Below are 24,757 nucleotides of genomic sequence, written 5' to 3' on the forward strand. Positions count from 1 at the left end.
AATTGCCGCCGCCATTGCCGTCGCTGAGCGTGGCGCTGTTGAAATTGACCGCCTTGTTGCCGTTGCCGGCGTTCTTGCCGGCATAGCTGAACGCGGCATTCGTCACCGTGTCGCCGGCCACCAGGGCGGCCGACAGGGCGGACAGGTCGCCGCTGCCGGTGGTATAGGCCAGAGTGCCGTCATACACTTTGCTGATGGACGGCGCGGTGAGCACGACGGCCTTCGGCGTGATGGTCCCCGTGCCCGTGGCGCTGGTGGGCAGGAGGTAATTGGCATACGAGGTGCCCATGCCGGCCGTGAAATCCTCGGACGACAGCGTCGTGCTGACCGTGCGGCTGCCCGCGTTGCGGCTGTCGAAGGTGCCGGTGGTCCTGGTGACGCTGAACGATTCGCCCGAAACCAGACCATCAAGCGTGTAGTTGGTGCTTGCCAGGCTGGCCGTGGTCGTGCCGTCGTAGGCGCGGCCTATGCTGCCCGCGAGGCTGGCCGTCAAGGCCTTGGCCGTGATGCTGGCGGCGCCGCTCGCCGAGGCGGGCAGAGCGTAGTTCGACAGGGTGGTGCCGGAACCGGCCGTGAAGTCGCCTGCCGACAGGCTGGCCGTCACGCTGTTCGCGCTGGCCACATTGGCGGCATTGTAGCTGCCTGCCGTTTGCGCGATGCTGGCGGACTGGCTGCCGATGAAACCGGCCAGGTTATAGTTGGCGCTGCCCAGCAGCGCTGCGGTCGTGCCGTCGTAGGTCTTGACGATGCTGCCGGTCAGGCTGGCCGTCAGGGCCTTGGCCGTGATGGCGGCCGCGCCGCTGGCGCTCGTCGGCAGGATGTAATTGCTGAACAGGGTGCCGCTGCCGGCCGTGAAGTCGCCGGCCGAGAGCAGGGCGCTGACGCTGCTGGCGCCGGCCACGTCGCTGGAATTGTACAGGCCCGCCACCTGGCTGACGCTGGCCGACTGTCCGCCTGCAAAGCCTAGCAACTGGTAGTTGCCGGCGGAAAGGATAGCGTTGGCGTTGCCGTCGTAAGTCTTGGTCGGCGTGCCGATCACCACGGCCGTCAGCGCCTTTGGCGTGATGGTGCCCGTGCCGCTGGCCGAGGTGGGCAGGTTGTAGTTGCTGGCCAGGGTGCCCGCGCCGGCCGTGAAATTGCCTGCTGACAAGGTTGCGGTGACGGCATAGCTGCCCACGTTGACGCCGCCGTACAGGCCAAAGGAGGAAATGATGCCGAACGATTCGCTGCCAACCAGGCCGCTCAATACATAGTCGCCGGTCGACAGGGCCATCAGGCTGCCGCCGTCGTAGGTCTTGCTGACGGGATTGAGCGAAGCCGTCAGCGTTTTCTTTTGCACCGTCAGGGTACGCGGCGTATTGCTCCCCAGCATCACGGCATAGCCGTTGTTGCCGCTGGCGCCGGACAGGTCGACGGTGATGGCGTAGGGGCTGCCCGCCGCGCCGGCGTTGGCGGCCGCGCCGGCGGACGTGGCCGTGATGGCGCCGGACAGGGCGGTAGAAACCGTATCGCCGAGATACGCGCCCGCCACGGCGCCCTGTGCGCCGGACAGGCTGATGACCTGGTCCACCAGGGCCGTGCCCGTGGCGAGGTCGTCGCCATAAGTTTTGCTGACGTTTTGCGTGTTGACGGTGATGGTGGGCTGGTAGGCGAACAGGTAGCGGTTGCCCGTCTGCGTGGCATCGCTGCCCGTGTAGCTGCTGTTCCAGACGGCCGTATTGTTGCTGTCGAGGTTGCCGAACGTGCTGGCGCCAGGGGCGCTCGCGTACACGAGCCAGCGCGCGCCCGGGTCGGACAGGGCGATGCTCGCCGCGCCATTGCCTGAATTATTGTTGAAATTGCCTTTCGCCGCCAGGGTCACGGCCGTGCCGGCGCCGCTGGCGTTCAGGACGGCACCGGCGTTCAATGTCACGTCAGCGCCGATGCCGCGGTAGCCGACGTCGAAACCGCAGCAATTGGCGCTCATGTCGGGCAGGTCGGCCACGGTGCCGGCGCCATTGCCCTGGTTGACCAGCTTGATGCTGGCCGCCGTGATGCTGTTGACGCTGATCGAGCCGGCCATGGCGTTGCTCTTGTCGCTGCCGTCGGCCATCAGCATCGAGACATGGCCCGTGCCCGCGTCGATCACGGCAGGCGTGCCTAGGCCGTTGCTGCCCATGCTGATGGTGGCGATGCCCGCGTCGCGGTAGGCATCCTTGACGCCGTTGGCCAGGCTGTCGTTGGCGATCAGGTTCAGGTCGCGGTTGCCCGTGATGATGTCGCCCAGCACGGCAATGCTGCGCCCGGCCTGCATGGTCAGTGCGCCGCCGGCCACGCCGCCGCTCGCGTCGATGCCGCTCTTGACGAAAATATCATTATTTGCCTGCAGGGTCACGCTGGTACCGGTGCGCAAGACGCCGGCGATGTAGTCGGGCGTCATGGCCTGCGTCGCGCCTTCGGCGTCGCCGAAGCCGGTGGCGCCTGGCAACCACATGGAATTGGCGGCCGGCATGCTGGACGAGACGAGGATCACATGGCCGTTGTCGCCCGCGAAGGTGACGAAAGCGGTGCCAGTGCCGGCCAGCGACATGTTCGGGGAATAGCCGAGCCCGCCCCAGAAGCGACCGTTCGGATTACCGACCCCGGCATTGGCGGGGCCCGTCGTGCCGCTCAGGGGGGCGCCCGCATTGCTGATGAAATTGACGGCGCCGGCGCCGCAGTTCCAGTCCGGCGAAATGATGAAATAGCCGGCATTCGCATAATCGGCCGTGGTGCCGTAGTACGTGGCAAGCTGGATGCTGGTGCCCAGGTAATCGTTGACGTGGCTGCCGACCATGGCGTTGGCGGCCGACATGATGTTCTGGTTGCCCTGCGCTGCATAGTCGTTCAGCCTGCCCGTGTTGCCATCGACCCAGCTGACGGCGCCGGCGTTGACGATGCCGTTGATGTCGCGGGTGGGGTTGGACACCACATAGTGGCCGTTGATCAGTGCTGCGTAGTAGGAACCCAGGTAATCGCCGGCCTTTTCGCCCACGATGCTGTTGTCCCGGCCGACCACGCCGCTGACGCCGGCCACGCCGCTGCCCCAGGTGACGGCCCCGGCCGCCGCGTTGGCGCCATTGGCCCAGCTGGTGCTCAGGGCAACATAATTACCCGTATAGCGGTTGACATTGTTGACGGCATCGTAATTGTACAGATAGTCGACATAAGAGCCGATATTGTCGCCGGCCTGGGTGCCCACGAGGCTGTTGGCGGAGGAGATGATGTTGCGGTTGCCCTGCGCCGCATAGTCGGACAGGCGGCCCGTGCTGCCATTGATCCACGTCAACGCGCCGGCGCCCGTGGCGGCGCCATTGTCCCAGTACTGGTTCTGGATCAGGTAACTGCCGGCCACGGCCAGCGGCGCGACGGTCCAGTCCTTGCTGTCGTTCGCCTTCAAGCCCAGCACGCTGTTGCTGTCGGAAATCGTGCCCGTCAGGGGCCCCGTGCCGCTGCCCCAGGTGACGGCGCCCGCATCGGCCAGCGCGCCATTATTCCAAAGGATGCTGGAGACGACATAGTTGCCGCTGTACAACTGCTTGCCGTCGCCGTCGTAGCCGGCCAGCAGGGCCGTCACGCCGCTCACATTGTTCTTGCCCGTGCCGACCCGGTCGTCCGTGACGCTGCCGACCAGGCTGTTGGCGGACGACACGGCACCGACGGCCGGCGCGCCGCCCCCATCGCTCCAGGTGACGGCACCGGCGCGCAGCGCGGCGCCATTGCGCCAGTAGCTGCTGGCCGTGACGAAATTGCCGTTCGATAGCCCGGTAATGCCGTTGCCGATGGCATCCTGGTGGCTGGTGGCGCTGGTCGCGGGATTGGTGATGATGTCGGACGGCACGACGAAGCCGCCGATGAAGTCGCTGACATTGCTGCCGATCAGGCTATTGGCGGCGCTGATCGTGTGGCCGCCATCGGCCGTGGCGCCGGTGGCGCCGTTGCTCCAGGTGACGGCGCCGCGCGTGCCGTTCCACATGGGGCTGGCCACGGCGTAGTTGCCGTTCGATAGCACGGTAATCGACGTGCCTTCCTGCAGCACGGGTACGGGATTGTTGGTCTGGTAACTGTTGTACTGGTAGGAGCCGATACGGTCGCCGCTGAAGCTGCCGACCAGGCTGTTGACGGCCGAGACGGCGCCCAGCGTGGGGCTGCTGCCACTGTTCCACGTCACGGCGCCGGCGCTGGCGTTGCCGCCATTGGCCCAGTACGGACTCAGGGCCAGGTAATTGCCATTGCCGACCAGGGCCAGGATGCCCCCCGCGCCCACCCGGTCATTGACCTGGCTGCCGACCAGGCTGTTGCCGGCGCCGACCGTGCCATCCTGGCTGGCCTTGCTCAAGCCCGTGGTGCCGTCGACGAGGGTGGACGCGCCCCGCGTGCCGTTCCAGTTCGGGCTCGACACCACGTAATCGTTGTTGGCCAGCGCGGTGATGGCCTTGCTGCCGATGCTGTCGCCCGTGGTGGCGCCGACCAGGCCGTTGGCCACGATGACATCCTTGACGTTCGTGGCGTAAGCCACCCAGGTGGCGGCGCCGCGCGAGCTGTTCCAGCCCGGGCTGCTGATCACATAGGCGTTATTGCTGCCCAGTAAGGTGACGCCGCCGGACGACAGCGAATCGAAGGCGCCGCCAACGAGGCTGTTGGCGGACGAGACGAGGCCCGTGACGGCGTTGACGCCATCAAACGTGGCCAGCATGCCGGCATTGTTGTTCCAGTCCGAACCGTAGATGAGGAAGCGGGAACCGCTGAGCGCCTGGAAGTATTTGCCGACCTTGTCCGTGCCGTTCCCTTGACCCGAGGCGTCGAAGCGCGTGCTGTCGCCCACCAGGCTGTTGGCCGCGCCCACCACGCCCGTCAGCGCGCTGCTGCCGGAACCGAAGGTGACGGCGCCCACGCCCTTGTTCCAGCCCGAGTTCACCAGTACATAGTTGTCGTTGGGCAAAAGGTTGATGCTGCCGCCCACCTGATCGCCGAATTTGTACTGTTTGTAGCCATCGGCGAGCACGATGGTCATCGGCGTGCTGCCCACCAGGCTGTTGCCGGCACTGACGACGCCGGACACGCCCGTGCTGCCGTCGCCGAAGGTGAGCGCGCCGCGCGAATCGGACCAGCTTCCCGTGCCGACCAAATAGTTGCCGTTCGACAAGGTCTTGATGGCGCTGCCGCCCACATTGTCCGAGGTGGCATAGCCCTGGCTGCTCAAGTGCGTGCCCGTGCTGCCCACCAGGCTGTTGCTTGACGATAATGCCACGGCGCCCGCACCCCAGCCCGTTGTCCCGTTGCCCCAGGTGACGGCGCCGCGACCCGCGTTCCACAGATTGCTGCTGACGACGAAATTGCCGTTGGCCAGCGCCGTGACGGCATAGCTGCCCACCTTGTCGCCCGCATGCGTGCCGTACAGGGTAGAGATCAGCGCCTGGTCGCTCTGGCGGAACAGGTAGGCGGCGCCGGCGCCGGTGGCGCCCAGGTTGTCGTCCGGATTCGTGATGACGACATAGCCGGTGCGCGTGATGGTGGCGCCCGCCGTCGTGGTCAGCGCCGTGGTGGTCTTGCCGAAGCTGCCGCCGGCCGTGGGGTGCGGGTCGACGAATTCCAGCTGGCCCGACAGCTGGCTGTCGATGTAGATGTCTTTCGGGTCCAGCAGCAGGGTGCCCGACTTGCCGTAGCGCGCGTAGCCGTTGGCCGTGCCGCCGAAATGCAGGGTTTGTTTGCCGGACACTTCCATGATGCCGCCGTCGCCACCCCAGGCGCCGCCGCGCGCGCCGATGTCGCCGCCGAAGACGGTCTTTTCTTCCGACCAGACGACCACCTTGCCGCCGTTGCCGGCGCCGGTGGCGTCCGCGTTCAGGGTCACGCCCTTGCCGACGGTGGTATTGACGGCATTCCGGATGGCCGCATTCCTGCCCTGGTAATCGCCGCCGACGAGGATGGTGCCGCCGCCGGATGCGCCCGTGGCGCTGACCCTGGCGCCCATCAGGGCCACGTCGCGGGCCGTGATGACGACCTTGCCGCCATGCTCGCCGTCGGCCTGGTAGCGGCCCGACGTGTAGACCTTGCCGGCGCCGCCGTCGATGGCGATGCTGCCGCCCTCTTGCGCCGAGACGGTGGCGCTGGCCGTTTCCACCAGGCCGTTGGCCAGCGTGCTCGCGATGGCGCCGCCGCCATCGGCGCGCAGGCTGCCTGCATTGAGCATGCGGTCGCCCGCGATGGCGATGGCGCCGCCCTGGCTGCCCGAAACGTCGAGGCTGCCGCCATTGTCGACCAGGCCGGAACTGTCGAGCACGATCTTGCCGCCGCGCGCGGCCAGGCCCGTCGCTTCCAGCGCGCCGCTGTTGCGCACCACGCCGCCCTGCAGCTGGTTGGCGGCCTGGGCCGACATGATGATGAGGCCGCCCGGCGCATGCACGGCCGCGCCGTTTTCCACCAGCGCGGCGATGGCCGAGGGCGACACCAGCACGCCGGCCAGGGTGCGGCTGTCGGCAAACTGCAGCGCGATCTGCTCGCCGGCCGCCATGGCCACCGTGCCGGCCTGGGCGATGACGATGCCGTTGTTGCGCACCTGCGGCGCCAGCATGGCGATGTAGCCGCCCAGTCCCGCCTGCAGGCTGCCGTCGTTGACGACCGCGCCCGTGGCGCCATTGCGCGTGAAGGTGCTGCTGCCGGCCATGAAGTCCGCCGTATTCATCGTGTGGGTGGTGGCCACCAGGCCGCCCACGCTGACCGATGCGGTGGGGCTGAAATACACGCCATTCGGGTTGCTGAGGAAGACCTGGCCATTGGCCGTGATGCGGCCGAAGATCTGGCTGGCCTGGCTGTCCTGCACGCGGTTCAGGGTCACGGCTGCGCTGTTGGGCTGCTGGAAGCTGACCTGGGCCTGGGCGCCCACGTTGAAGGTCTGCCAGTCGATGGCGCCGCGCTGGCTGGCCTGGTTGATGGTCATCTGCGCGCCCGTCTGGCCGATGCTCAGCGTGCCTCCCGTCACCTGGCCGCCCGTCGGCAGCTGGCCTGGCGCGGGCGGCGCGGCCCAGGCGGCCGGCGCCAGGCCCAGACCGGCGAACAGGGCGGCCATGAAGGCGCCGCGCCCGCTGCGCTTGCCACGTCCTCGCGTATGTTCCGCGACGGCGATCCAGGCGCCTTGCGCCTCGCTCCAGATCAGGCGATAGAAGCGATTGATGGTGGCATGTCCGCTCATGATGACATTCTCCGGTTCGGTTCAGGCAGAGGGGTGGTGGGTTCAGAAGGGCAGCGATGCTTGCAGCCAGAAGCGGTTCTTGCGCAGCGAACCGTCCTGGTCGCTGCCGTTCAGGTTCGGGTTGGGATTGCTGCCGATGCGCCGCGCCCAGGCCGCCTTGAGGTTCAGGCGGAAGCTGCTGGTCCAGCTGACGGCCAGGCCCGCGCCCTTCAGGCTGTAGCCGTTGACGCGGGCGGCGCCGTTGATGTCGTTGTCGTGGTTGACCTTGACGTGGCCCCAGTCAAAAAAGCCCGTCAGGTTGACGTCGGCCGGCAGGCGCCAGCGCAGTTCCAGATTCACCAGCTGGCCATCGCTGCCGCCCGCTTCGCTGGCCGGATAGGCGCGCACGCCGTAATTGCCGCCCAAATAGAATTTTTCCGAGGAATCGAGGTTCTTGCTCGCCTGCTGGCCGCTCAGGGCGCCATATAGCGACAGCGTCTGCGTCAGTGCCTGCTGGCGGCTGGCGTAGTAGCGCACTTTGGTGAAATTGCCGGCCGCGCGCGTGGTGGCCGCATCGGCCAGCTGGTTCGGCGAGCCGTCCAGGTCCAGCTTGCCATGCATGATGCTGAGGCTGGCCGCGTTTGCGCCGCCCCCGCCCAGGCTGTCGAACAGGTTGCCGGTCAGGCCGGCCGAGAAAGCGCGGATCTTGTAATTGCTGCTGGTGGCGCCGTTGGCGGCGTTGTCGAAGCGCTTGTCGTCGTAATTGAGTTGCAGATACAGGTTGCGCAGGCGCGAACGCAGCAGCGGATAGCTGGCGTCAATGCCGGCGGTGTTGGAACTGCCCTTGGCGTGCAGGGCGGCAAATTCATCGGCGGTCAGCCGGTAGGACAGGTGGGAGCCGCTGACGCCCGCGCGCCAGCCGCCGCTGCCCAGCGGCAGGCTGTAGGCGAGGCGGACATAATCGCTGCCTTCGGAGTGGATCAGGTTGGCGACTGCCTGGTCGCCCAGGTGCAAGGGGCTGTTGACTGCCAGGTTGAGTGCCGCCCGCGCCGCGCCCGTGGAACGGTTGCCCGTATTGTCGATGCCGGCGTCGCCCGTCAGCAGCGGCTCGTCGCCCAGTTTCATGACCAGGTCGGTTTCCGTCTCGCGCTGGCCGGCGGCCAGGTTGCCGGCCGCCGTCACGCCCGGCAAGTCGTCGATGACGAGCAGGGCGCGGTCGAGGGCGTCGGCATTCAGCGGCGCGCCGATGGGCTGGGCGCGCGTGACGTAGGGCACGATGCGTTCGAGCGGCATGCGCACCGTGGGGGCGGTGCCCGGCTGCGTATGCACGCCGCCGAACACGGCTTCGACGACCTGGATGGTGACGATGCCGCCATCGATTTCCTGGCGCGGCAGGTAGGCGCGCACGATCCAGCCCGCCTGGCGGTAGGCAGCCGCCACGGCCAGCGCCGCGTTCTGCAAGTCCTGGAAGGCGAGGGGCCGGTCCAGGAAGGGCGCCACGGCCTGCTGCAGCACGGCATCGCCCAGCAGGGTGTTGCCCTGGAAGCGGAAATGCTTGACCGTCACCGCCATGCCGGGCACGTCCTGCATGGGGGGCGGCGCCGGCATTAATTCCTGGGGTGATTTTTTCGGTAATGCGGGCGCCCGGCCTTTTTCTATCTGCTGCAATAAGGCGCCCGCATCGGGAGGCACCTGGGCATAAGCTGCATTAATCGAACTGAGCAATAGGCTGATAATGAGGCGATCGCAATTTTTCATGATTTTCGCTGTCAGAAAAATATCGGCAGCCACGCCTTGTCGGCGCTTGTCTGCGTGGGTAATGGCGATTTTAAGACTGTTTTTGCCGTATTTTCTTTATTTCTTTAAATAATAAAAGAGCGCGCAACATAGTATTAATTGTTGCGCAATGATTTATAGGGGAAATGGTCTTCGCCATATGCATGGGCGGGCGCAAATTAATGGATGGATTAAATATCAAGCGCGTAGTCACACATTATCACGCGATATAAATGGAGAAAAATAAAGCAGGCGTCTCCATCTGCCTGCGCGGCCCCGTATAATTGCCAGGCTTTCATCTCATTTCAGGGAGTTCCGCTTGCAGTTACCGATCCGTTATCCGAACATGCCGCAACTGTTGCTGAAGGCGCGCGACAGCCTGCTCCAGCATTTCCGTCCCATCCTCAATCACTTCGGCGTGACGGAGCAGCAGTGGCGCATCATGCGCGCCCTGAACGAAAGCCCGACGCTGGAACCGCGCGAACTGTGCGAGATCTGCCAGATTTCCAGTCCCAGCATGAGCGGCATCCTGGCGCGCATGGAAGAGATCGGCCTGATCGGACGCAGCAAGTTCGAAGGCGACCAGCGCCGCCGCAAGGTGCACCTGTCGGAAGCGGGCGCCAGTTTGCTGATGCAGATGGGTAAGCTGATCGACCTGCAGTATGCCCACCTGGAAGAAGCGTACGGCAAGCAGGTGTTCGAAGACATGCGCCGCACCCTGGAAGCCTTCATCGCCCTGGAAACCTTGCCGGTGGCGCCCGCCATCCTGCGCTGAACCCCAAACTTCTCCTTGCCTGAGCACCCATCGGGCGCGTGTTTTTCTACGCGCGCCGCCGCTGCTTTTGCCATGCCTGTTCCACGCATTGCCGCATCCTGCCGGGCATGCGTCCGCGCGCCTGCCGGTTTTGCTATAAGACTACGCCTTACAGTCGATCACTTACATGTGAGTAAATAAGCGTATAATTTGCCTCACTTGATCCAAATCAAGAAGAACAGCGGATGCCGCTCTCAATGGAGGGCTGCAGCGCGGCGCCACGCCCGTATTTCGCCAGATAAAACAGGAAAGTCAGGAAAAAAATGAACACACTATGCATGCGCGCCGCGGCGCTGGCCGTCTCCACGCTCGTCGGCGCAAACGTTTGCGCCCAAAACAATGTCACCATCTATGGCGTGGTCGACGCGGCCACCGCCTACGCGAGCAACCAGGGCGGCAAGTCGAACACCTACATGCGCAGCGGCAGCTTGTCCGCCAGCAAGATCGGTTTCCAGGGCGTGGAAGACCTGGGCGGCGACCTGAAGGCGCTGTTCCTGCTGGAAAACGGCTTTGAAAGCGATACGGGCGCGCAAAGTTCGGCCAGCGCCCTGTTCAACCGCCAGGCTTACGTGGGCCTCCAATCGACAGCTTACGGCAGCGTGACGGCCGGCCGCCAGTACACGCCGTACTACCTGCTGGTGGGCTCGCTGGCGTCGAGCAACGTCTTGACGGGCGCCACGGGCGCGCACCCGGGCGATATCGATGGCCTCGATACGACCGTGCGCATCAGCAATTCCGTCACCTACAGCATGCCCGCCTGGCGCGGCCTGCAGGCCAGCGCGCAATACGGCTTCGGTGAAGCGGCCGACGGCAATGCCGTGGGCAGCAGCTTCAGCGCCGCCGTCAAGTACAGTACCTCGCCGGCGGAATTCGCGCTCGGCTACCTGAAACTGAAAAATGGCGAAAATGCCATGGGCTGGAGCGACAAGGCCTCGGCCAGCTTCGGCATTTCGGCCCTCAACCAGGGCTACGCCTCGGCCGACAGCATCGAATTCATCGCCGCCAGCGCGCGCTACACCATGGGCAAGTGGATGGTGGGCGCCAATGCCAGCAACGTGCAATACCAGGCGGGCAGCCATTCCACGTTCCGCGACACGGCCATCTTCAATACGGCCGGCCTGATCGCCAGCTACCAGTGGACGCCGCAGTGGTTCCTGTCCGCCGGCTACAGCGACACCTTCGCCAGCCGCGCCAACGGCGTGTCGGACCGCGCACGCTACCGCCAGCTGTCGTTCGAACAGAATTATGCGCTGTCGAAGCGCACGGCGATCTACCTGATCGAAGCGCGCCAAGTGGCGCGCGGCCAGACCCTGGGCCAGAACGGCGCCATCGTCGACGCCGTCGCCTCGGTCGGCGATTCGCAAAACGGCACGCCGTCTTCGAACGGCGGCCAGACGGTGGTGATGGTCGGCCTCAAGCATTCTTTCTGAACGGTTGCTGAACTCACGGGAGCTTCAATTGGACGCTACACATCACAAGGAGGGCCGCGGCCCCCTGAATCCCGGCCGCCGCATGGTGCTGGCCGGCTTGCTGTCGGCTTCGGCCGCGGCGCTGATTCCCTGGGCGCTGGCCGAACCGGTCGCCAGTGCGGAGCAGGGCGCCTTCCTGGGCGTGTCCGCCATGCTGGTGGGGCGCCAGGTGCTCGACCCCGTGCTGGCCCGGCGCCTGTATGAGGCGCTGGTGGCGCAGGACGCCGCCTTCCCCGCGAATGTGCGTGCGCTGCTGGCCCTGATCAATGCGCAGGGCTTGCAGGCGGCTGGCCTGCAGGAAGCGCTCGATGCGCTCGATGCGCTTGACTCCGCCCAGTCGCCGCTGGCGGCCCTGCCGCGCCAGATCGCCAGCGCCTGGTATCTGGGCATCGTCGGCACGGGCGAGGCGGCCGTCTGCGTCGCCTACGAGCAGGCGCTGAACGCGGCCGTCGTGGCCGACGTCCTGAAGCCTCCCACGTATTCCTACGGCGCCTACGGCAGCTGGGCCAGAAAACCCATTTAAGGAGCCATCATGGCTGAAGCACTCTCCGCCGATTACCTCGTCATCGGCTCCGGCATCATCGGTTCCCTGGCTGCGCGCAAACTGGCGCTGGCCGGCGCCTCGGTGCTGATCCTGGAAGCGGGCCCGCGCGTGTCGCGCGGCGAAATCGTCGCCCGTTTCCGCAACACGACGCGCCGCAGCGACTGGATGTCGCCGTATCCGTCCGTCGCCACGGCGCCGCACCCGATCTACCAGCCGACCGATAACGGCTACCTGGTGCAGGCCGGCCCGTATCCGTACCCGGCCGAATACATCCGCCAGTTCGGCGGCACTTCGTGGCACTGGGCCGCGCAGGCGTGGCGCAACGTGCCGAACGATTTCCGCATCCATACCCTGTATGGCGTGGGTGTCGACTGGCCCATCAGCTATGAAGACCTGGAGCCGTTTTACCAGGAAGCGGAAGAGATCATGGGCGTCTCGGGCGCGGACAACACGGGTTCGCCGCGCAAGCAGCCATTCCCGATGGATGCCGTGACGGAGCCGTACGCCATGCGCCGCATCCGCGAGCGCCTCGACCCGTCATTCAAGGTGGTCGGCAACACGGTGGCGCGCAACAGCGTCAGCTACGATGGCCGCCCGGCCTGCTGCGGCAACAACAGCTGCCAGCCGATCTGCCCCATCGACGCGCAATACCACGGCGGCATCGCCGCGCAGCAGGCGGAAGACGCGGGCGTCAGGATCGTGTGCAATGCCAACGTCTACAAGCTGGAACACGACGCGCAGGGCCGCATCACGGCCGCCCTGTACTACGACGTGGACAAAAAAAGCCACCGGGTCACGGCCAGGACGTTCATCCTGGCCGCCAACGGCATCGAAAGCCCCCGTTTGCTGCTCGTTTCCGCCTCGGACAAATACCCGAACGGCCTGGCCAACAGCAGCGACATGGTGGGCCGCAACCTGATGGACCACCCGAGCACCTCGATCACCTTCGACGCCGATGAAGACCTGTGGCTGGGCCGGGGCCCGCAAAGCCCCAATTCCATCAACACCATGCGCGACGGCGATTTCCGCAGCGAACACTCGCCGTACCGCCTCGATTTCACGAACATCTCGCGCGTCGATGGCGCGACCAGGGAATTGATCGGCAAGGGCGTGTTTGGCGCCGAATTCGAACAGCAGCTGCGTTTCCGCTCCGCGCGCGAAATGAGCCTGAAAAACGTGCTCGAAGTGCTGCCGAACCCGGAAAACCGCATTGCCCTGAGCGGCGAGAAGGATGCCATGGGCATCCCCAAGCCGCAGGCGCATTATGCGATCGACGAGTACACGAAACGGGGCCACGAGCGTTCGAAGCAGGATTTCGAGCAGATCGCCAAACTGATGGGTGGCACCAATCTGCGCCACAGCAAGGAAGGCGTATTCGCCAACAACCAGCACATCTGCGGCACCCTGTCGATGGGTTCCGACCCGGCCAAGGCCGTGTGCGACCAGTGGGGCCGCACGTTTGACCATGCCAACCTGTTCTTGTGCAGCACGGGCGTGCTGCCCACGTCCGGCACCTGCAATTCGACGGAAAACGGCCTGGCCGTGGCCTTGCGCACCGTCAAACATATCCTTGACGAACAACAGGGAGGAACAGCATGATGGCGACCTTCAGAATGGCGGCCGGCGCCGCCTTGCTGGCACTGGCCTTGCCCGTGCTGGCGGCCGACACCCCTGGCGCCGACGTGCAGGCCATCGAACGTGGCCGCTACCTGGCGACGGCGGGCGACTGCATCGCCTGCCACAGCGTGCCGGGCGGCAAGCCGATGGCGGGCGGCCTGGCCCTGGCCACGCCATTGGGCGCCATCGTTGCCACCAATATCACGCCATCGACAACGCACGGCATCGGCAAGTACACGCTCAAGCAGTTTTCCGACGCCGTGCGCCACGGCGTGCGGGCCGACGGCGCGCACCTGTACCCAGCCATGCCGTACACGGCCTACGCCAGGGTGACGGATGACGACACGGCGGCCCTGTACGCCTACTTCATGCATGGCGTGGCGGCGGTCGATACGGCGCCGGCGCAAAAGACGGACTTGCCGTTCCCGTTCAACATCCGCCTGTCGATGGCGGGCTGGAATTGGCTCTTCCTCGACACAAAGCCGTTCGTGGCCGATCCAGCCAAGAGCATGGAATGGAACCGGGGTGCCTACCTGGCGCAAGGGCTGGCCCACTGCACGACCTGCCACACGCCGCGCAATGCGCTGATGGCCGAGCAGCTGTCGAAGGAGCTGGGGGGCTTTGATCTGGGTACCTGGTTTGCGCCGAACATCAGCTCGGACGTGAACAGCGGCGTGGGCGGCTGGAGCCAGCAGGAGCTGGCCGGCTACCTGCGCACGGGCCGTACCGCGAACAAGGCGCAGGCGGCGGGACCGATGGCCGAAGCCATCGACCATAGCTTGCGGCACCTGAGCGACGCGGACCTGAACGCCATCGCGCACTACGTCAAGAGCGTGCCCGCCATCCGCGACAAGGCCGACACGCAGCCGGTGACGCAATGGGGCAAGGCGGGCGAGGAACTGAGCAGCATCCGCGGCGTGCCGCTGCCGCAAAACCTGAACAAGATGTCGGGGGCGCAGCTGTACGATGCGCAGTGCGCCAGCTGCCACCAGGCCAGGGGCGAGGGCAGTTTCGACGGCAGCTTGCCGCCTTTGTTCCACAACTCGGTGACGGGCCGCAGCAACAGCAACAACCTGGTGATGGCGATACTCGATGGCGTGGAACGGCAGGACGGCAAGGGTAATCATACTGCGGGACACCTGATGCCAGCCTTCCGCCAGACCCTGTCGGACGAGCAGATCGTCACCCTCGGCAATTACGTACAGAAGATGTACGGCAATCCCGCCATCAAGGTGACGGCGGAACAGGTGACGACCCTGCGCAACGGCGGCGCGCCATCGAACCTGATCGGCCTGGCCCGCGCGGGCATCATCGTCGGCGTGCTGGTGCTGCTGGCATTGCTGCTGTGGTGGCGCGGACGCCGGCGCAAGTCGATGTAACCCCTGAAGCAGAGGCTGGGGTCAGACCCAAAGGGTCTGACCCCTTTTTTTTACGCCGCGAAGCCGCCGTCGATCTTCAGTCCCGCGCCCGTGACGAAGGCCGCTTCCGCGCTGGCCAGGTAAGCCACCATGCCGGCGATTTCATCGGCCGTGCCGTGGCGGGGCAGCGCCATCAGGCCGTGCATCAGGTCCGCGAAGTCGCCCGTGGGCGGGTTCATGTCCGTGGCGACGGGGCCCGGTTCCACGTTGTTGATGGTGATGCCGCGCGGGCCCAGGTCGCGCGACAGGCCTTGCGTCAGGCCGCTCAGCGCCGATTTGCTCATCGCGTAGGCGGCCGCGCCGCCGAACGGCATGCGGTGCGCATTCGTGCTGCCGATGTTGATGATGCGCCCGCCCGTCTGCATGTGCGCCACGGCCGCCTTGATGGCCACGAACACGGCGCGCACGTTGACGGCTATCGTCTTGTCGAAGTCCGCCAGCGAAAAGTCGTCGATGGCGCCGGGCAGGAACACGCCCGCGTTGTTGACGAGGATGTCGATGCGGCCAAACTGCGCCGCCACCTTGTCGATGGCGGCCGTCAGGGCGCTGGCGTCGGCCGCATCGGCCTGCACGCCCAGCGCCTTGCCGCCGGCCGCTTCCACCTTGGCGGCCAGCGCCTGCGCCTCGGCGGCCGAGCTTTGATAGGTGAAGACGACGGTGGCGCCCTGGCTGGCCAGGCGGCGGACGATGGCGGCGCCGATGCCGCGCGAGCCGCCCGTCACAAACGCGATCTTGTTCAGCAGTGGCTGGGAGGAGGTGGTGGCTTGGGTTTGCATGATGGGCTTTCTGTGTGGTGGAGAAGATGCAGCCAGTATCAGCCATGTATTGCCTGCGCGGTAGCCATGAATCGCTACAATCAATTTCAACTAAAACTATCAAATGTGCGGGTAGAATAGGCGCATGGACGCCCTCAATCACTTGCAATCGTTTGTGCTGTCCGCCGAACTGGGCAGTTTTTCGGCGGCCGCGCGCCGCCTGGGGCTGACGCCGGCCGCCGTCAGCAAGAACGTGGCGCGGCTGGAAACGAGCCTGGGACTGCGCCTGTTCCAGCGCAGCACGCGCCGTCTGACCCTGACGGAAGGGGGCGAACGCTTCCTGCAGCAGATAGTCGGCGCCCTGACGACCCTGCGCGAGGCGATCGCCGGCGTGGCCGAGGAGGGCGGCCAGCCGGCCGGCATCCTGAAAATCAGCATGGCGCCGTCGTTCGGGCGCAGTTACGTGGTGCCGCTGCTGGGCGAGTTCATCGCGCGCTACCCGGGCGTCATCCCCGACTGCCATTTCGACAACCGGCAAGTGGACTTGATCGGCGAAGGTTTCGATGTCGCCATCGGCGGCGGCATCGAATTGACACCGGGCGTGGTGGCCCGGGAACTGGGCCACGCCCACGTCGTGGCCACGGCATCGCCCGCCTTCATGCAGGGCAAGACCATGCCCGCGCATCCGCTTGATCTGGCGCAATTCGACGGCGTGGCGCGCCGCTCGGCCGGCAGCGGCAGATTGCGCAGCTGGATACTGCGCGACGGGCAGGGCGGCGAAGGCGTGGCCGAATGCCGGCCGCGCGCCATCTTCGACGACCCGGACGCGATGGCGCAGGCGGCCGTCATGGGTGTCGGCGTGGCGCTGCTGCCCATGCCGCACGCGCTGGCCCATTTGCGCAGCGGCGCGTTGATCCGCCTGCTGCCCGGCTGGCATGCCGATTCCGGCCCCCTGTCCGTGTACTATCCCAGCAAGAAGCTGTTGCCCGCGAAGACGCGCGTCTTCGTCGATTTTTTGCTGGAGCAGTTCCGCCAGCGCGATTTCGCCGCGCAGATGCGGCCCGATTAAACAAAGAAAAATTCTCATGCCTGATAACTACAGTCTGTTTTACACCTTTGACGGCGATCAAGCGGCCCGTTTCCGGGAAGCGCGCGTGTTCGGCAGCACCGTGTGGACGGCCGCCGGCGCGGCCATGACCTGGGGAGAAGAGACGCGCAAGGACTACGCCAGCGAAGCCGAAGCGCAGGCCGCGTACTCCACCCATTGCCAGGCGGCGCTGGCCGACGGCTACGCGCTGGCGCGCGCGAGCGTCATCGACCCGGCCGTCTTCGATTTCGCGCTGCTGCAAGCGCTGGTGGCGCACGCCGCGCGCCAGGCTTTCGATTGCGTGCGCCGTGCGCATCCGGAGCAGCACATCGACGCTTTCGCGCTGGTGAGCGACGACAGCGCAATGACCATCGGTCCCATGGCGAACAGCCGCGAAGCGCTGGCCGCGTCGGAATACGGCGAAGAGATGCTGTGGAATCCGGCCGAATGGGCGTTTGACGATGGTGGCGCCTACTTCGACAGCGCCTATCGCTTGCTGCTGCAGGCGCACCGCGAGCTGCCGTTCGACGTCGATTTCGCCACCTTCCGCGCTGGCGTGTTCGACGCCTGCATCGCGGCGCTGGCGCAGCTTGACGCCGAACGGGTATTCGGCACGGGCGCCGAGCGCGATGAAAATATGCTGCTGTTCGAGGTCAGCGACAGCGAGCCGCTGGAAGGCGCCATGGCGCGTTTGAATCCGCCGGCCGTGGTGGCGCGTTTCGAGGCATGGATGGCCAGCTGGGCCGATTAATGGCTATGCCGCCACCAGCCTGAGCCTCGTAATCTCCGCCGGCGCCCCGATGCGCTTGGGCGGCCCCCAGTACCCCGTGCCGCGGCTGACGTAAATCCACAGGCGGCCGCGCCGGTGCAGGCCCGCCACGTAGGGCTGCTGCAGCGGCACGAACAGATTCCAGGGCCAGAACTGGCCGCCGTGCGTGTGGCCCGACAATTGCAGGTCGTAGCCGGCCGCTTCGGCCTCGGGCGCGCTGCGCGGCTGGTGCGCCAGCAGGATGCGGGGGATGTCGGCCGGTGCGCCGGCGATGGCGCCGTGCGGGTCGCTGCGTTGATCCGGATCAAAGGCGCCGGCATTGAAATCGGTGACGCCGGCGATCGCCAGGCGCGCGCCGCCGTGTTCGAGCACCGCATGTTCGTTCATCAGCACGCGTAAGCCCAGGCGGCGGAACTCCGCCACCCACGGCGCGGCGCCCGAATAGTATTCGTGGTTGCCCGTCACGAGAAACACGCCGTGGCGCGCTCGCAGCTCGCCCAGCGGCGCCGTATGCGCGCCCAATTGGGTCACCGTGCCGTCGACGACGTCGCCCGTGATGGCGATAAGGTCCGCCTGCAGTCCATTGGCGCGCGCCACGATGGCTTCCACGTAGGCGCGCTTGATGGTGGCGCCCACGTGGATGTCGCTCAGCTGCACGATGCTGTAACCGTGCAGGGCGGCCGGCAGGCCGGCGATCGGCACCGTCACTTCGCGCACGCGCGCCACCCGGCGGGCGTTGATGAAGCCAATGACGGTGGCCAGCAGCGCCAGGGCCAGCGCCGCCACGGCGGATGCCTGGGCGTGCGGGTGGGTGGCGGGAATCAGCATCAGCAGCGCGCGCAGCGCGGTGAGCACGAATAATGAAGAAAAAAAGCCCATGCACAGCGAGCCGGCCCAGCTCAATCGGTCGGCCAGGCGCGCGTCATGGGTGACGGCGCGGGCGAAGATGGTCATCGGCATGAGCATGGTCGAGGCCAGCAAGACGGCGCCGCCCAGCAGCCAGCCGGCCAGGCCGACGGGCAGCGCGGGCAGCAGCAGCCAGCCCAGCAGGGCGTGCAGGGCGCCCAGTATCATGGTGATGCGCAGCAGCGGCGTGCGGCTTGTCATGTGATGCTTCCAGTGGGGGGGGCGGCCGCCGATTATAGCCGAGGCCGGGTCAACCGGCAGGCGCCACCCCGTTCATTGGGCGATCTGCAGCCCCAGCATGGCCAGCTTGCCAAAATCGACAGGCTTGGCGAAGTGCTCGTTGAATCCGGCCTGCAGCGCCGCCTGGCGGTCGTGTTCCTGGCCATAGCCGGTCAGCGCCACGAGCTGGAATTGCTGCGGTATCGGCAACTGGCGCAGTTTGCCGGCCACTTCGTAGCCGCTCATGTCGGGCAGGCCGATGTCGAGAAAGACGATGTCGGGCTTGAATTCCAGCGCGCGTTCGGTCGCTTGCGCGCCCGTGTAGGCCGTGCGCACCGTGTGGCCGTACATTTCCAGCAGTTCGGCCAGGGTGTCGGCCGCATCGCAGTTGTCGTCGACGACGAGGATGCGCCGGCTGCCGCTGGCGGCCGGCTGCGGCGCCGGCCCGGCGGCCGGCACGGGCACGTTGGCGTCGAGGGGCAGGATGACTTCGAAGGTGCTGCCCAGCCCCACGCCGGGGCTGTGCACGCTGACCTGGCCGCCGTGCAGGCTCACCAGGTTGCGCACCAGCGACAGGCCGATGCCCAGGCCGTCCTGCACCCGGTCGGGCGAATGCCCGCTTTGCTCGAACAGGCCGAAGATGCTGTCGATGCTGGCGGCGGCGATGCCGATGCCGTTGTCGCTCAGGCGGATGCGCACATTGTCGCCCTCGCGCGCGGCGGAAATGGCGATGCGCCCGCCCGGCGCCGTGAACTTGGCCGCGTTGAGCAGCAGGTTGGCGACGATCTGCGACAGGCGCACGGCGTCGCCGCAGACCCGCAGTTCTTCCTTGGGCAGATGCACGTCGAGCGCATGGCCGCGCGCCTCGATGCTGTGCGAACTCGTTTCCAGCGCGCTGCGGATGACGCTGGCCAGCCCCACGCTTTCCCATTGCAGCGAGATCTTGCCCTGCGAAATGCGCGACACGTCGAGCAAGTCGTCCACCAGGCGCACCAGGTGGTCCGTGTGGCGGCCGATGGTGCGGCGCGCATTGTCCTGCACGGCCGGCACGACGGGGTCGAGCTTGCACAGCAGGGCCAGCGCCGTGCGGATGGGGCCCAGCGGATTGCGCAGTTCGTGCGCCAGGGTGGCCAGGAATTCATCCTTGCGGCGGTCCACGTCGCGCAGCGCGCGCTCGACCCGGCCCAGGCGCAGCAGCGCCTTGACGTTGGCGATCAGTTCATCGGCCTCGATCGGCTCGACCAGGTAATTGTCGGCGCCGCCATCGAGGGCGCGGATCTTGTCGGCCGTGCCGATGCACGAGGCCGACGTCTGCAGCACCAGGATGGTGTTCGTTTCGGCGCCGCCCTTCAGCTGGCGGCACACTTCCAGGCCGTTGATGTCGGGCAGCTTGACGTCGAGCAGGATCAGGTTGGGCCGGTCCTGGCGGGCGCGCAGCAGCGCGTCGCCCCCGTTCGACGCTTCGATGACCTTGAAGCCGGCGCGTTGGAGGATGCGCGACTTGGCGTAGCGGGCGCCGTCGCTGTCATCGACGTTCAGGATCAGAGCATCGCTGTTGTTATCCGGTAGCATGCGCATTGTCCCAGTTGGTTGTGCCTTGCGGCGGAGCCGGCTCTTGCCGGTGGTGTTGGTTGCCGATCAGCGCGCGCAGGGTCGCCAGCAATTGCTGGCGCGACAGCGGCTTGACGTAGTAGGCGTCGGCGCCCAGGGCCAGGCCCTTGCGCACGTCGTCGATCTCGGTGGCGACGATGACGGGCACCTGGCGCCGCAGCGGGTCGTTTTTCAGCTCGGCCAGCCAGTGCCAGGCCGTTTCGCCGTGCAGCAGGATGTCGAGGATGACGGCGGCGGGGCGCTGCTGTTCCCAGCGCTCCTGCGCCTCGCGCACGCTGCGAGCGGGAACCACGCGAAATTCGCTGCCGGCCAAAAATTTTTCATACAGCAGGCGGATGGGCGGATTGTCTTCCACCACCAGCACGCCGATGCGCTGGTCGTTGCCATTGTCGTTGGCCGGCGCGCTTGGCGGCAGGCTGCCTTCCGGCGCATGGTAGCTGGCGGGCAGGACGACGGAAAACAGCGAGCCCTGGCCCGGCGTGCTTTCCACGGCCACCGTGCCATTGAGCAGGGTGGCCAGGTTGCGGCACAGGGGCAGTCCCAGGCCCGTGCCCTTGACCTTGCGCTGCATGTGGTTTTCCACCTGGCTGAATTCCTCGAAGATCAGTTGCACGTCCTCGGCGGCGATGCCCAGGCCCGTGTCGGAGACGGAAAAGCGGATGGCGTCCTGCTCCGGCAAGGGCGTGGCGCTGACGACGATTTCTCCCGCTTCCGTGAATTTGAGGGCGTTGGCGATGAAGTTGCGCAGGATTTGCGACAGCTTGCCTTCATCCGTGTGTATCTGCAGGGCCGGGTCGGGGTCGATGAAGGTGAGCGTGAGCGATTCGGACACCAGCAGCGGGCGCAGCATGCCGCGCAGGGCGCTGAACAGGTCGGCTATTTGAAAACTGTTGGCGTGCACGTCGACCTTGCCCGCCTCGATCTTGGCCAGGTCCAGCAAGTCGTTCACCAGGTCGCTCAGGCTGACGGCGCTTTGCAGGATGAACAGCACCTGCTTTTCCTGCTCCTCCGACAGTTCGCCATCGATGCGGTCGAGCAGCAGCTTGGACAGGGCGCGGATGGAGCTGAGCGGCGTGCGGAATTCATGGCTCATGTTCGACAGGAAGCGCGATTTCATCTGGTCGGCGCGGCGCAGGTGGTCGGCTTTTTCATCGAGTTCCGCGAACAGCGCCACCACGCCCCGGTTGGTGTCTTCCAGCTCGCGCGTCAGCTGCAATAAATCGTCCTGGCGCGTCTTCAGTTCGGCCAGGGTGGCGAGCAGTTCGCGGTTCTGCTGCTGCACTTCGGACAGCGTGATGTCCGACGGCAGCGCCTGCAGGCTGCCGGACAGGGTGCCGATGCTTTGCCCGTCGAGCAGCGGCGCGTCGCGCGGGAACAGCTTGTGCAGCGTAATGCGCGTGCCGTCGCCCGGTGCACTGTCGATATGGCAGCGGTCCATCAGGCGCTGCGCGCCCAGGATGCCCAGGCCCATGCCCGTGGGCGAGCGGTAGGTGCCGGCCAGGATGCGGTCGAGCTGCGCGATGCCGGGGCCCCGGTCTTCGATGCGGATGCTGAGCACCTGCGGCGCCGTCTGGCCATCGATGGCGAAATGCACCTTGCCGCTGCCCGCGTAGTTGTAGACGTTGCGCGCCAGTTCCGACACGGCCGTGGCGATGCGCACCTGGTCCTGCACGCCGAAGCCGCACAGGGCGGCGATCTGGCGCGCGCGCTGGCGCGCTCCCACCACATCGAGTTCGCTGCCGATATGCGCCGTCAATATGCGTTGCGTCATGGCGTGTCGTTCCTTTCCGCACCGGCATGCCGGTGCTCCTCATGCTCGCGCAGCACCACCACCGTGACGTCGTCGCGCCCGCGCGCAAAATCGCGGTACAGCACGGCGGCGACCAGGCTGGGATGGCAATGCGCCAGCCCTGGATACCGTTCCAGGTCCCAGCGCGTGTGCAGGCCGTCGCTGTGCATGATCAGTGTCGTTCCCGGCTGCCACGGATAGCAGAATTCCTGCACCTTGCGCAGATTGCTGCCGACGATGCCGTTATGCGACAGCAAATGCCGGCGCTGCTGCGCATCGAAGGCGCAGGCGGCGATGTTGCCCACGCCCGCATAGCGCAGTTCGTGGCGCGCGCTGTCGATGTGCGCCACGGCCAGGGCCGCGCCGCGCGTGGCGCGCAGGGCGCCGTGGGCCAGTTCGATGAAGGGGGCGGGCAGGGGCGGCAGGCCGGGCGTATCGTGTTCCAGCAGCGCGCTGGCCGTTTCCGACGCCCGGGCCGCCAGCGGGCCGTGGCCCAGGCCGTCGGCCACCATCAGGCTCAGTTCATGGCCTTCGCAGACCACGTTCCAGGCGTCGCCGCAGACCTGCTCCGACGCCAGCGGCAGGCACACGGCGCCGATCTGCCAGTTCGGGCGGGCCGGGATGGCGCTGCTGGCGTGCTGGCCCCAGACCACCATCATCAGCACCGTGCCCTTGTCCGGCGCCGTGTACAGGTCGAATTCCTGGCTCAGGCGGCGTATCGCGCCCAGCCCCACGCCGTAGGTGCCCGTGGTGGAATGGCCATCCTGCATGTGCTGGCGCACGTTGGCCATGCCGGGGCCGCTGTCGATGGCCAGCACTTCGATGCCGCTGGTGCCGCCGCGCAGCACCTTGCGCAGCAGGATTTCGCCCCGCTGCGCGTGCTTGACGATGTTGGTGGCCGCTTCGCTGATGAGGATGGCCAGCTGGCCCGTGCGCACGTCGTCGAAGCCGATGCGGCGCGCCAGCTCGTTGCCGGCGCGGCGGGCCGCGGCGATCTCGCTCGGTTCGCCGATGGGAAAACTGCGTTGCCTGAGAATGTCAGGCTGTGGTGCATGGTGGTTCAAAACAGCTTCCATTTCGCGATGGTGACGGTGGTGCCCGCGCCGGGCGCCGTGTCGATGTGAAAAGCGTCGGCCAGGCGCTTGGCGCCGCCCAGCCCCAGTCCCAGCCCGCCGCCGCTGGTATAGCCATCGGTCAGCGCCAGGGGAATATCGTCGATGCCCGGTCCCGCGTCGACAAAGCGCAGTTCCAGGCCCTGGCGCGCGCCATCGCTGACGCGCGCGATGCGCGCTTCGCCGCCGCCGCCGTAGCGCAGGGTGTTGCGCGCCAGTTCGCTGGCCGCCGTGATGATCTTGGTCTGTTCGATCAGGCCAAACCCCATGGCGACCATGCTGTCGCGCACCTGCTTGCGCAGCCGCACGACGTCTTCATCGCTATGCAGGGGCAGGATCTGCTGCACCGCCGCCTGCACCCGCTCCTGGGCCTGCGCGCCTAGCACGGCGCCCCCGTCATGCGCATGCGCCGCCCCGTTCCAGCAGCTTGATCCCCCGTTCCACGTTGAGCGCCGTGCTCACGCCTTCCAGGGTCAGGCCCAGCTCCACCAGGGTGATGGCGACGGCCGGCTGCATGCCGACGACCACCGTGCGCGCGTCGAGGATTTTCGCCATCGCCGCCGTGTTGCTGATCATGCGGCCGATGAAGGAATCGACGATGTCGAGCGCGGAAATGTCGATCAGCACGCCCGTGGCGCGGTCCGTCACGATGCGGGAGGTCAGGTCGTCCTGCAGGGTCATCGCCAGGCGGTCGTGCATGTCCACCTGGATCGTCACCAGCAGCAGCCGGCCCATGCGTAAAATGGGGATTCTTTCCATAGGCGCCTCAGTGTTGTTGCTGCTGGTAGGTGATGCTGGAACCCGTGCGTTTCAGGGCCACGACGAAGGCGTCGGCCAGGGTGGCCTTGGTCATCACGTCTTCCAGGTTGACGCCCAGGTGCACGATGGTTTGCGCGATCTGCGGGCGGATGCCGCTGATGATGCAGTCGGCGCCCATCAGGCGCGCGGCGGCGATGGTTTTCAGCAGGTGCTGCGCCACCAGGGTGTCGACGGTGGGCACGCCCGTGATGTCGATGATGGCGATCAGCGCGCCCGTGTCGACGATCTTTTGCAGCAGGCTTTCCATTACCACCTGCGTGCGGGCGCTGTCGAGGGTGCCGATCAGGGGCAGGGCCAGCACGTTTTGCCACAGCTGCACCACGGGCGTGGACAGTTCCAGCAATTCCTGCTGCTGGCGCAATATCACCTGTTCGCGCGCCTTCTGGTAGATGGCGATGGTCAGCAGGCCCAGCTCGTCGAACAGTTTGCTGGTGCTGACGATGGCGTCGCCCAACTGCTCCGGCTGCGCCGTGATTTGCTTGCGCAGGTAGGCAAACAGCGGTTCCTTGAGGGCGAACATGAAGCTGGCCGTGTCGATCGGCGAGTAGCCCTGGCGCACGCGCGACTGCGATATTTCGGCGAGCAGCTGGCGCGTGTCGTCCCAGGCGCCGCCTTCGAGGTCGAACGAATCGCCGCTTTCCAGCGCGCCCGCCAGCAGCGGCAGAAATTGCGATGCCTGCTGGCGCAGCTCGTTTTCGGCGATCTTGTCGCGCCGCACCAGCCGGGCGATCAGGCCGGCCATCCAGCCGTCCAGCAGTTCCGTGTGGTGCTCGTTGATGATGGCGGCCAGTTGCTGCGCCTGGCCCGTGCCCGTTTTGTTTTTCATGCTCATCCTTGGCTGGAGTGGAGGGTGCGGCACGGCC

Annotated in this window: 17 protein-coding genes; 7 read left to right on the forward strand and 10 right to left on the reverse strand. The window is 66.5% G+C overall.

Annotated elements, in window-relative coordinates; all coding sequences use genetic code 11:
- Both IGS61_RS00005 and IGS61_RS00010 read right to left on the reverse strand, forming a co-directional pair.
- Nucleotides 1-7,210 (reverse strand): two-partner secretion domain-containing protein (locus IGS61_RS00005; RefSeq protein ID WP_230537443.1); only part of this gene is annotated, 7,210 nt, incomplete at its 3' end.
- Between the two features lie 42 nt (nucleotides 7,211-7,252).
- Entirely contained in the window at nucleotides 7,253-8,797 is a 1,545-nt protein-coding gene (locus IGS61_RS00010) for a ShlB/FhaC/HecB family hemolysin secretion/activation protein (protein ID WP_230537444.1), read from the reverse strand.
- Nucleotides 8,798-9,284: 487 nt separating this feature from the next.
- Between IGS61_RS00010 and hpaR the strand changes: the two genes are divergently transcribed.
- The 5 genes from hpaR (at nucleotide 9,285) to IGS61_RS00035 (ending at nucleotide 14,788) form a co-directional block, all read left to right on the forward strand.
- Entirely contained in the window at nucleotides 9,285-9,740 is a 456-nt protein-coding gene (hpaR, locus tag IGS61_RS00015; RefSeq protein ID WP_230537445.1) for a homoprotocatechuate degradation operon regulator HpaR, read from the forward strand.
- Nucleotides 9,741-10,042: 302 nt separating this feature from the next.
- A complete protein-coding gene (locus tag IGS61_RS00020) occupies nucleotides 10,043-11,209 on the forward strand; it encodes a porin (RefSeq protein WP_230537446.1) in 1,167 nt (388 codons plus the stop codon).
- A gap of 28 nt (nucleotides 11,210-11,237) precedes the next feature.
- Nucleotides 11,238-11,771, forward strand: coding sequence for a sorbitol dehydrogenase family protein (locus tag IGS61_RS00025; protein WP_230537447.1), 534 nt, complete (start codon nucleotides 11,238-11,240; stop codon nucleotides 11,769-11,771).
- A gap of 9 nt (nucleotides 11,772-11,780) precedes the next feature.
- On the forward strand, nucleotides 11,781-13,391 hold the full coding sequence (locus IGS61_RS00030; protein WP_230537448.1) for a GMC family oxidoreductase: 1,611 nt from the start codon (nucleotides 11,781-11,783) through the stop codon (nucleotides 13,389-13,391).
- Nucleotides 13,388-14,788, forward strand: coding sequence for a cytochrome c (locus IGS61_RS00035; protein WP_230537449.1), 1,401 nt, complete (start codon nucleotides 13,388-13,390; stop codon nucleotides 14,786-14,788). Before IGS61_RS00030 ends, IGS61_RS00035 begins: the two co-directional genes overlap by 4 nt.
- A 50-nt stretch (nucleotides 14,789-14,838) precedes the next feature.
- On the opposite strand, the gene IGS61_RS00040 is transcribed toward IGS61_RS00035, so the two are convergent.
- The gene (locus IGS61_RS00040; protein ID WP_230537450.1) at nucleotides 14,839-15,603 is read right to left on the reverse strand and encodes an SDR family oxidoreductase; all 765 of its coding nucleotides are present in this window, start codon (nucleotides 15,601-15,603) and stop codon (nucleotides 14,839-14,841) included.
- Between the two features lie 124 nt (nucleotides 15,604-15,727).
- Here IGS61_RS00040 and IGS61_RS00045 point away from each other — a divergent pair, with 124 nt between their 5' ends.
- Nucleotides 15,728-16,651, forward strand: a complete 924-nt coding sequence (locus IGS61_RS00045; protein ID WP_230537451.1) for a LysR family transcriptional regulator — start codon at nucleotides 15,728-15,730, stop codon at nucleotides 16,649-16,651.
- A 16-nt stretch (nucleotides 16,652-16,667) separates the two neighbouring features.
- Nucleotides 16,668-17,420, forward strand: a complete 753-nt coding sequence (locus tag IGS61_RS00050) for a DUF4303 domain-containing protein (RefSeq protein ID WP_230537452.1) — start codon at nucleotides 16,668-16,670, stop codon at nucleotides 17,418-17,420.
- A 3-nt stretch (nucleotides 17,421-17,423) separates the two neighbouring features.
- Here IGS61_RS00050 and IGS61_RS00055 read toward each other — a convergent pair whose 3' ends face one another.
- The 7 genes from IGS61_RS00055 to IGS61_RS00085 all read right to left on the reverse strand — a co-directional run bounded on the left by IGS61_RS00055 (nucleotide 17,424) and on the right by IGS61_RS00085 (nucleotide 24,726).
- On the reverse strand, nucleotides 17,424-18,545 hold the full coding sequence (locus IGS61_RS00055; protein WP_230537453.1) for a metallophosphoesterase: 1,122 nt from the start codon (nucleotides 18,543-18,545) through the stop codon (nucleotides 17,424-17,426).
- Nucleotides 18,546-18,617: 72 nt separating this feature from the next.
- Complete coding sequence (locus IGS61_RS00060) at nucleotides 18,618-20,135, reverse strand: ATP-binding response regulator (RefSeq protein WP_230537454.1); 1,518 nt, start codon at nucleotides 20,133-20,135, stop codon at nucleotides 18,618-18,620.
- Nucleotides 20,122-21,945, reverse strand: a complete 1,824-nt coding sequence (locus tag IGS61_RS00065; RefSeq protein WP_230537455.1) for an ATP-binding protein — start codon at nucleotides 21,943-21,945, stop codon at nucleotides 20,122-20,124. Before IGS61_RS00065 ends, IGS61_RS00060 begins: the two co-directional genes overlap by 14 nt.
- Nucleotides 21,942-23,027: an ATP-binding SpoIIE family protein phosphatase gene (locus tag IGS61_RS00070; RefSeq protein ID WP_230537456.1), complete on the reverse strand. Its 1,086-nt coding sequence runs from the start codon at nucleotides 23,025-23,027 to the stop codon at nucleotides 21,942-21,944. Before IGS61_RS00070 ends, IGS61_RS00065 begins: the two co-directional genes overlap by 4 nt.
- Nucleotides 23,024-23,461: an ATP-binding protein gene (locus IGS61_RS00075; protein ID WP_230537457.1), complete on the reverse strand. Its 438-nt coding sequence runs from the start codon at nucleotides 23,459-23,461 to the stop codon at nucleotides 23,024-23,026. The genes IGS61_RS00070 and IGS61_RS00075 overlap by 4 nt, the downstream gene beginning before the upstream one ends.
- A 10-nt stretch (nucleotides 23,462-23,471) precedes the next feature.
- Complete coding sequence (locus IGS61_RS00080; RefSeq protein WP_077405156.1) at nucleotides 23,472-23,834, reverse strand: STAS domain-containing protein; 363 nt, start codon at nucleotides 23,832-23,834, stop codon at nucleotides 23,472-23,474.
- 7 nt (nucleotides 23,835-23,841) lie between these two features.
- The gene (locus tag IGS61_RS00085) at nucleotides 23,842-24,726 is read right to left on the reverse strand and encodes an STAS domain-containing protein (RefSeq protein WP_442908010.1); all 885 of its coding nucleotides are present in this window, start codon (nucleotides 24,724-24,726) and stop codon (nucleotides 23,842-23,844) included.
- Between the last annotated feature and the right edge of the window lie 31 nt (nucleotides 24,727-24,757).

It is taken from the genome of Janthinobacterium sp. FW305-129 (genome assembly GCF_020858115.1).
In the GTDB taxonomy this organism is placed as follows: Bacteria; Pseudomonadota; Gammaproteobacteria; order Burkholderiales; family Burkholderiaceae_D; genus Janthinobacterium.

Bases quoted from the DNA above. Each gene is read 5' to 3' on its own strand.
- IGS61_RS00010 (WP_230537444.1), bottom strand. From the start codon at position 8,797: ATGCCGGCGCCGCCCCCCATGCAGGACGTGCCCGGCATGGCGGTGACG.
- IGS61_RS00020 (WP_230537446.1), top strand. From the start codon at position 10,043: ATGAACACACTATGCATGCGCGCCGCGGCGCTGGCCGTCTCCACGCTC.
- IGS61_RS00030 (WP_230537448.1), top strand. From the start codon at position 11,781: ATGGCTGAAGCACTCTCCGCCGATTACCTCGTCATCGGCTCCGGCATC.
- IGS61_RS00035 (WP_230537449.1), top strand. From the start codon at position 13,388: ATGATGGCGACCTTCAGAATGGCGGCCGGCGCCGCCTTGCTGGCACTG.
- IGS61_RS00040 (WP_230537450.1), bottom strand. From the start codon at position 15,603: ATGCAAACCCAAGCCACCACCTCCTCCCAGCCACTGCTGAACAAGATC.
- IGS61_RS00045 (WP_230537451.1), top strand. From the start codon at position 15,728: ATGGACGCCCTCAATCACTTGCAATCGTTTGTGCTGTCCGCCGAACTG.
- IGS61_RS00050 (WP_230537452.1), top strand. From the start codon at position 16,668: ATGCCTGATAACTACAGTCTGTTTTACACCTTTGACGGCGATCAAGCG.
- IGS61_RS00055 (WP_230537453.1), bottom strand. From the start codon at position 18,545: ATGACAAGCCGCACGCCGCTGCTGCGCATCACCATGATACTGGGCGCC.
- IGS61_RS00060 (WP_230537454.1), bottom strand. From the start codon at position 20,135: ATGCTACCGGATAACAACAGCGATGCTCTGATCCTGAACGTCGATGAC.
- IGS61_RS00065 (WP_230537455.1), bottom strand. From the start codon at position 21,945: ATGACGCAACGCATATTGACGGCGCATATCGGCAGCGAACTCGATGTG.
- IGS61_RS00080 (WP_077405156.1), bottom strand. From the start codon at position 23,834: ATGGAAAGAATCCCCATTTTACGCATGGGCCGGCTGCTGCTGGTGACG.
- IGS61_RS00085 (WP_442908010.1), bottom strand. From the start codon at position 24,726: ATGAGCATGAAAAACAAAACGGGCACGGGCCAGGCGCAGCAACTGGCC.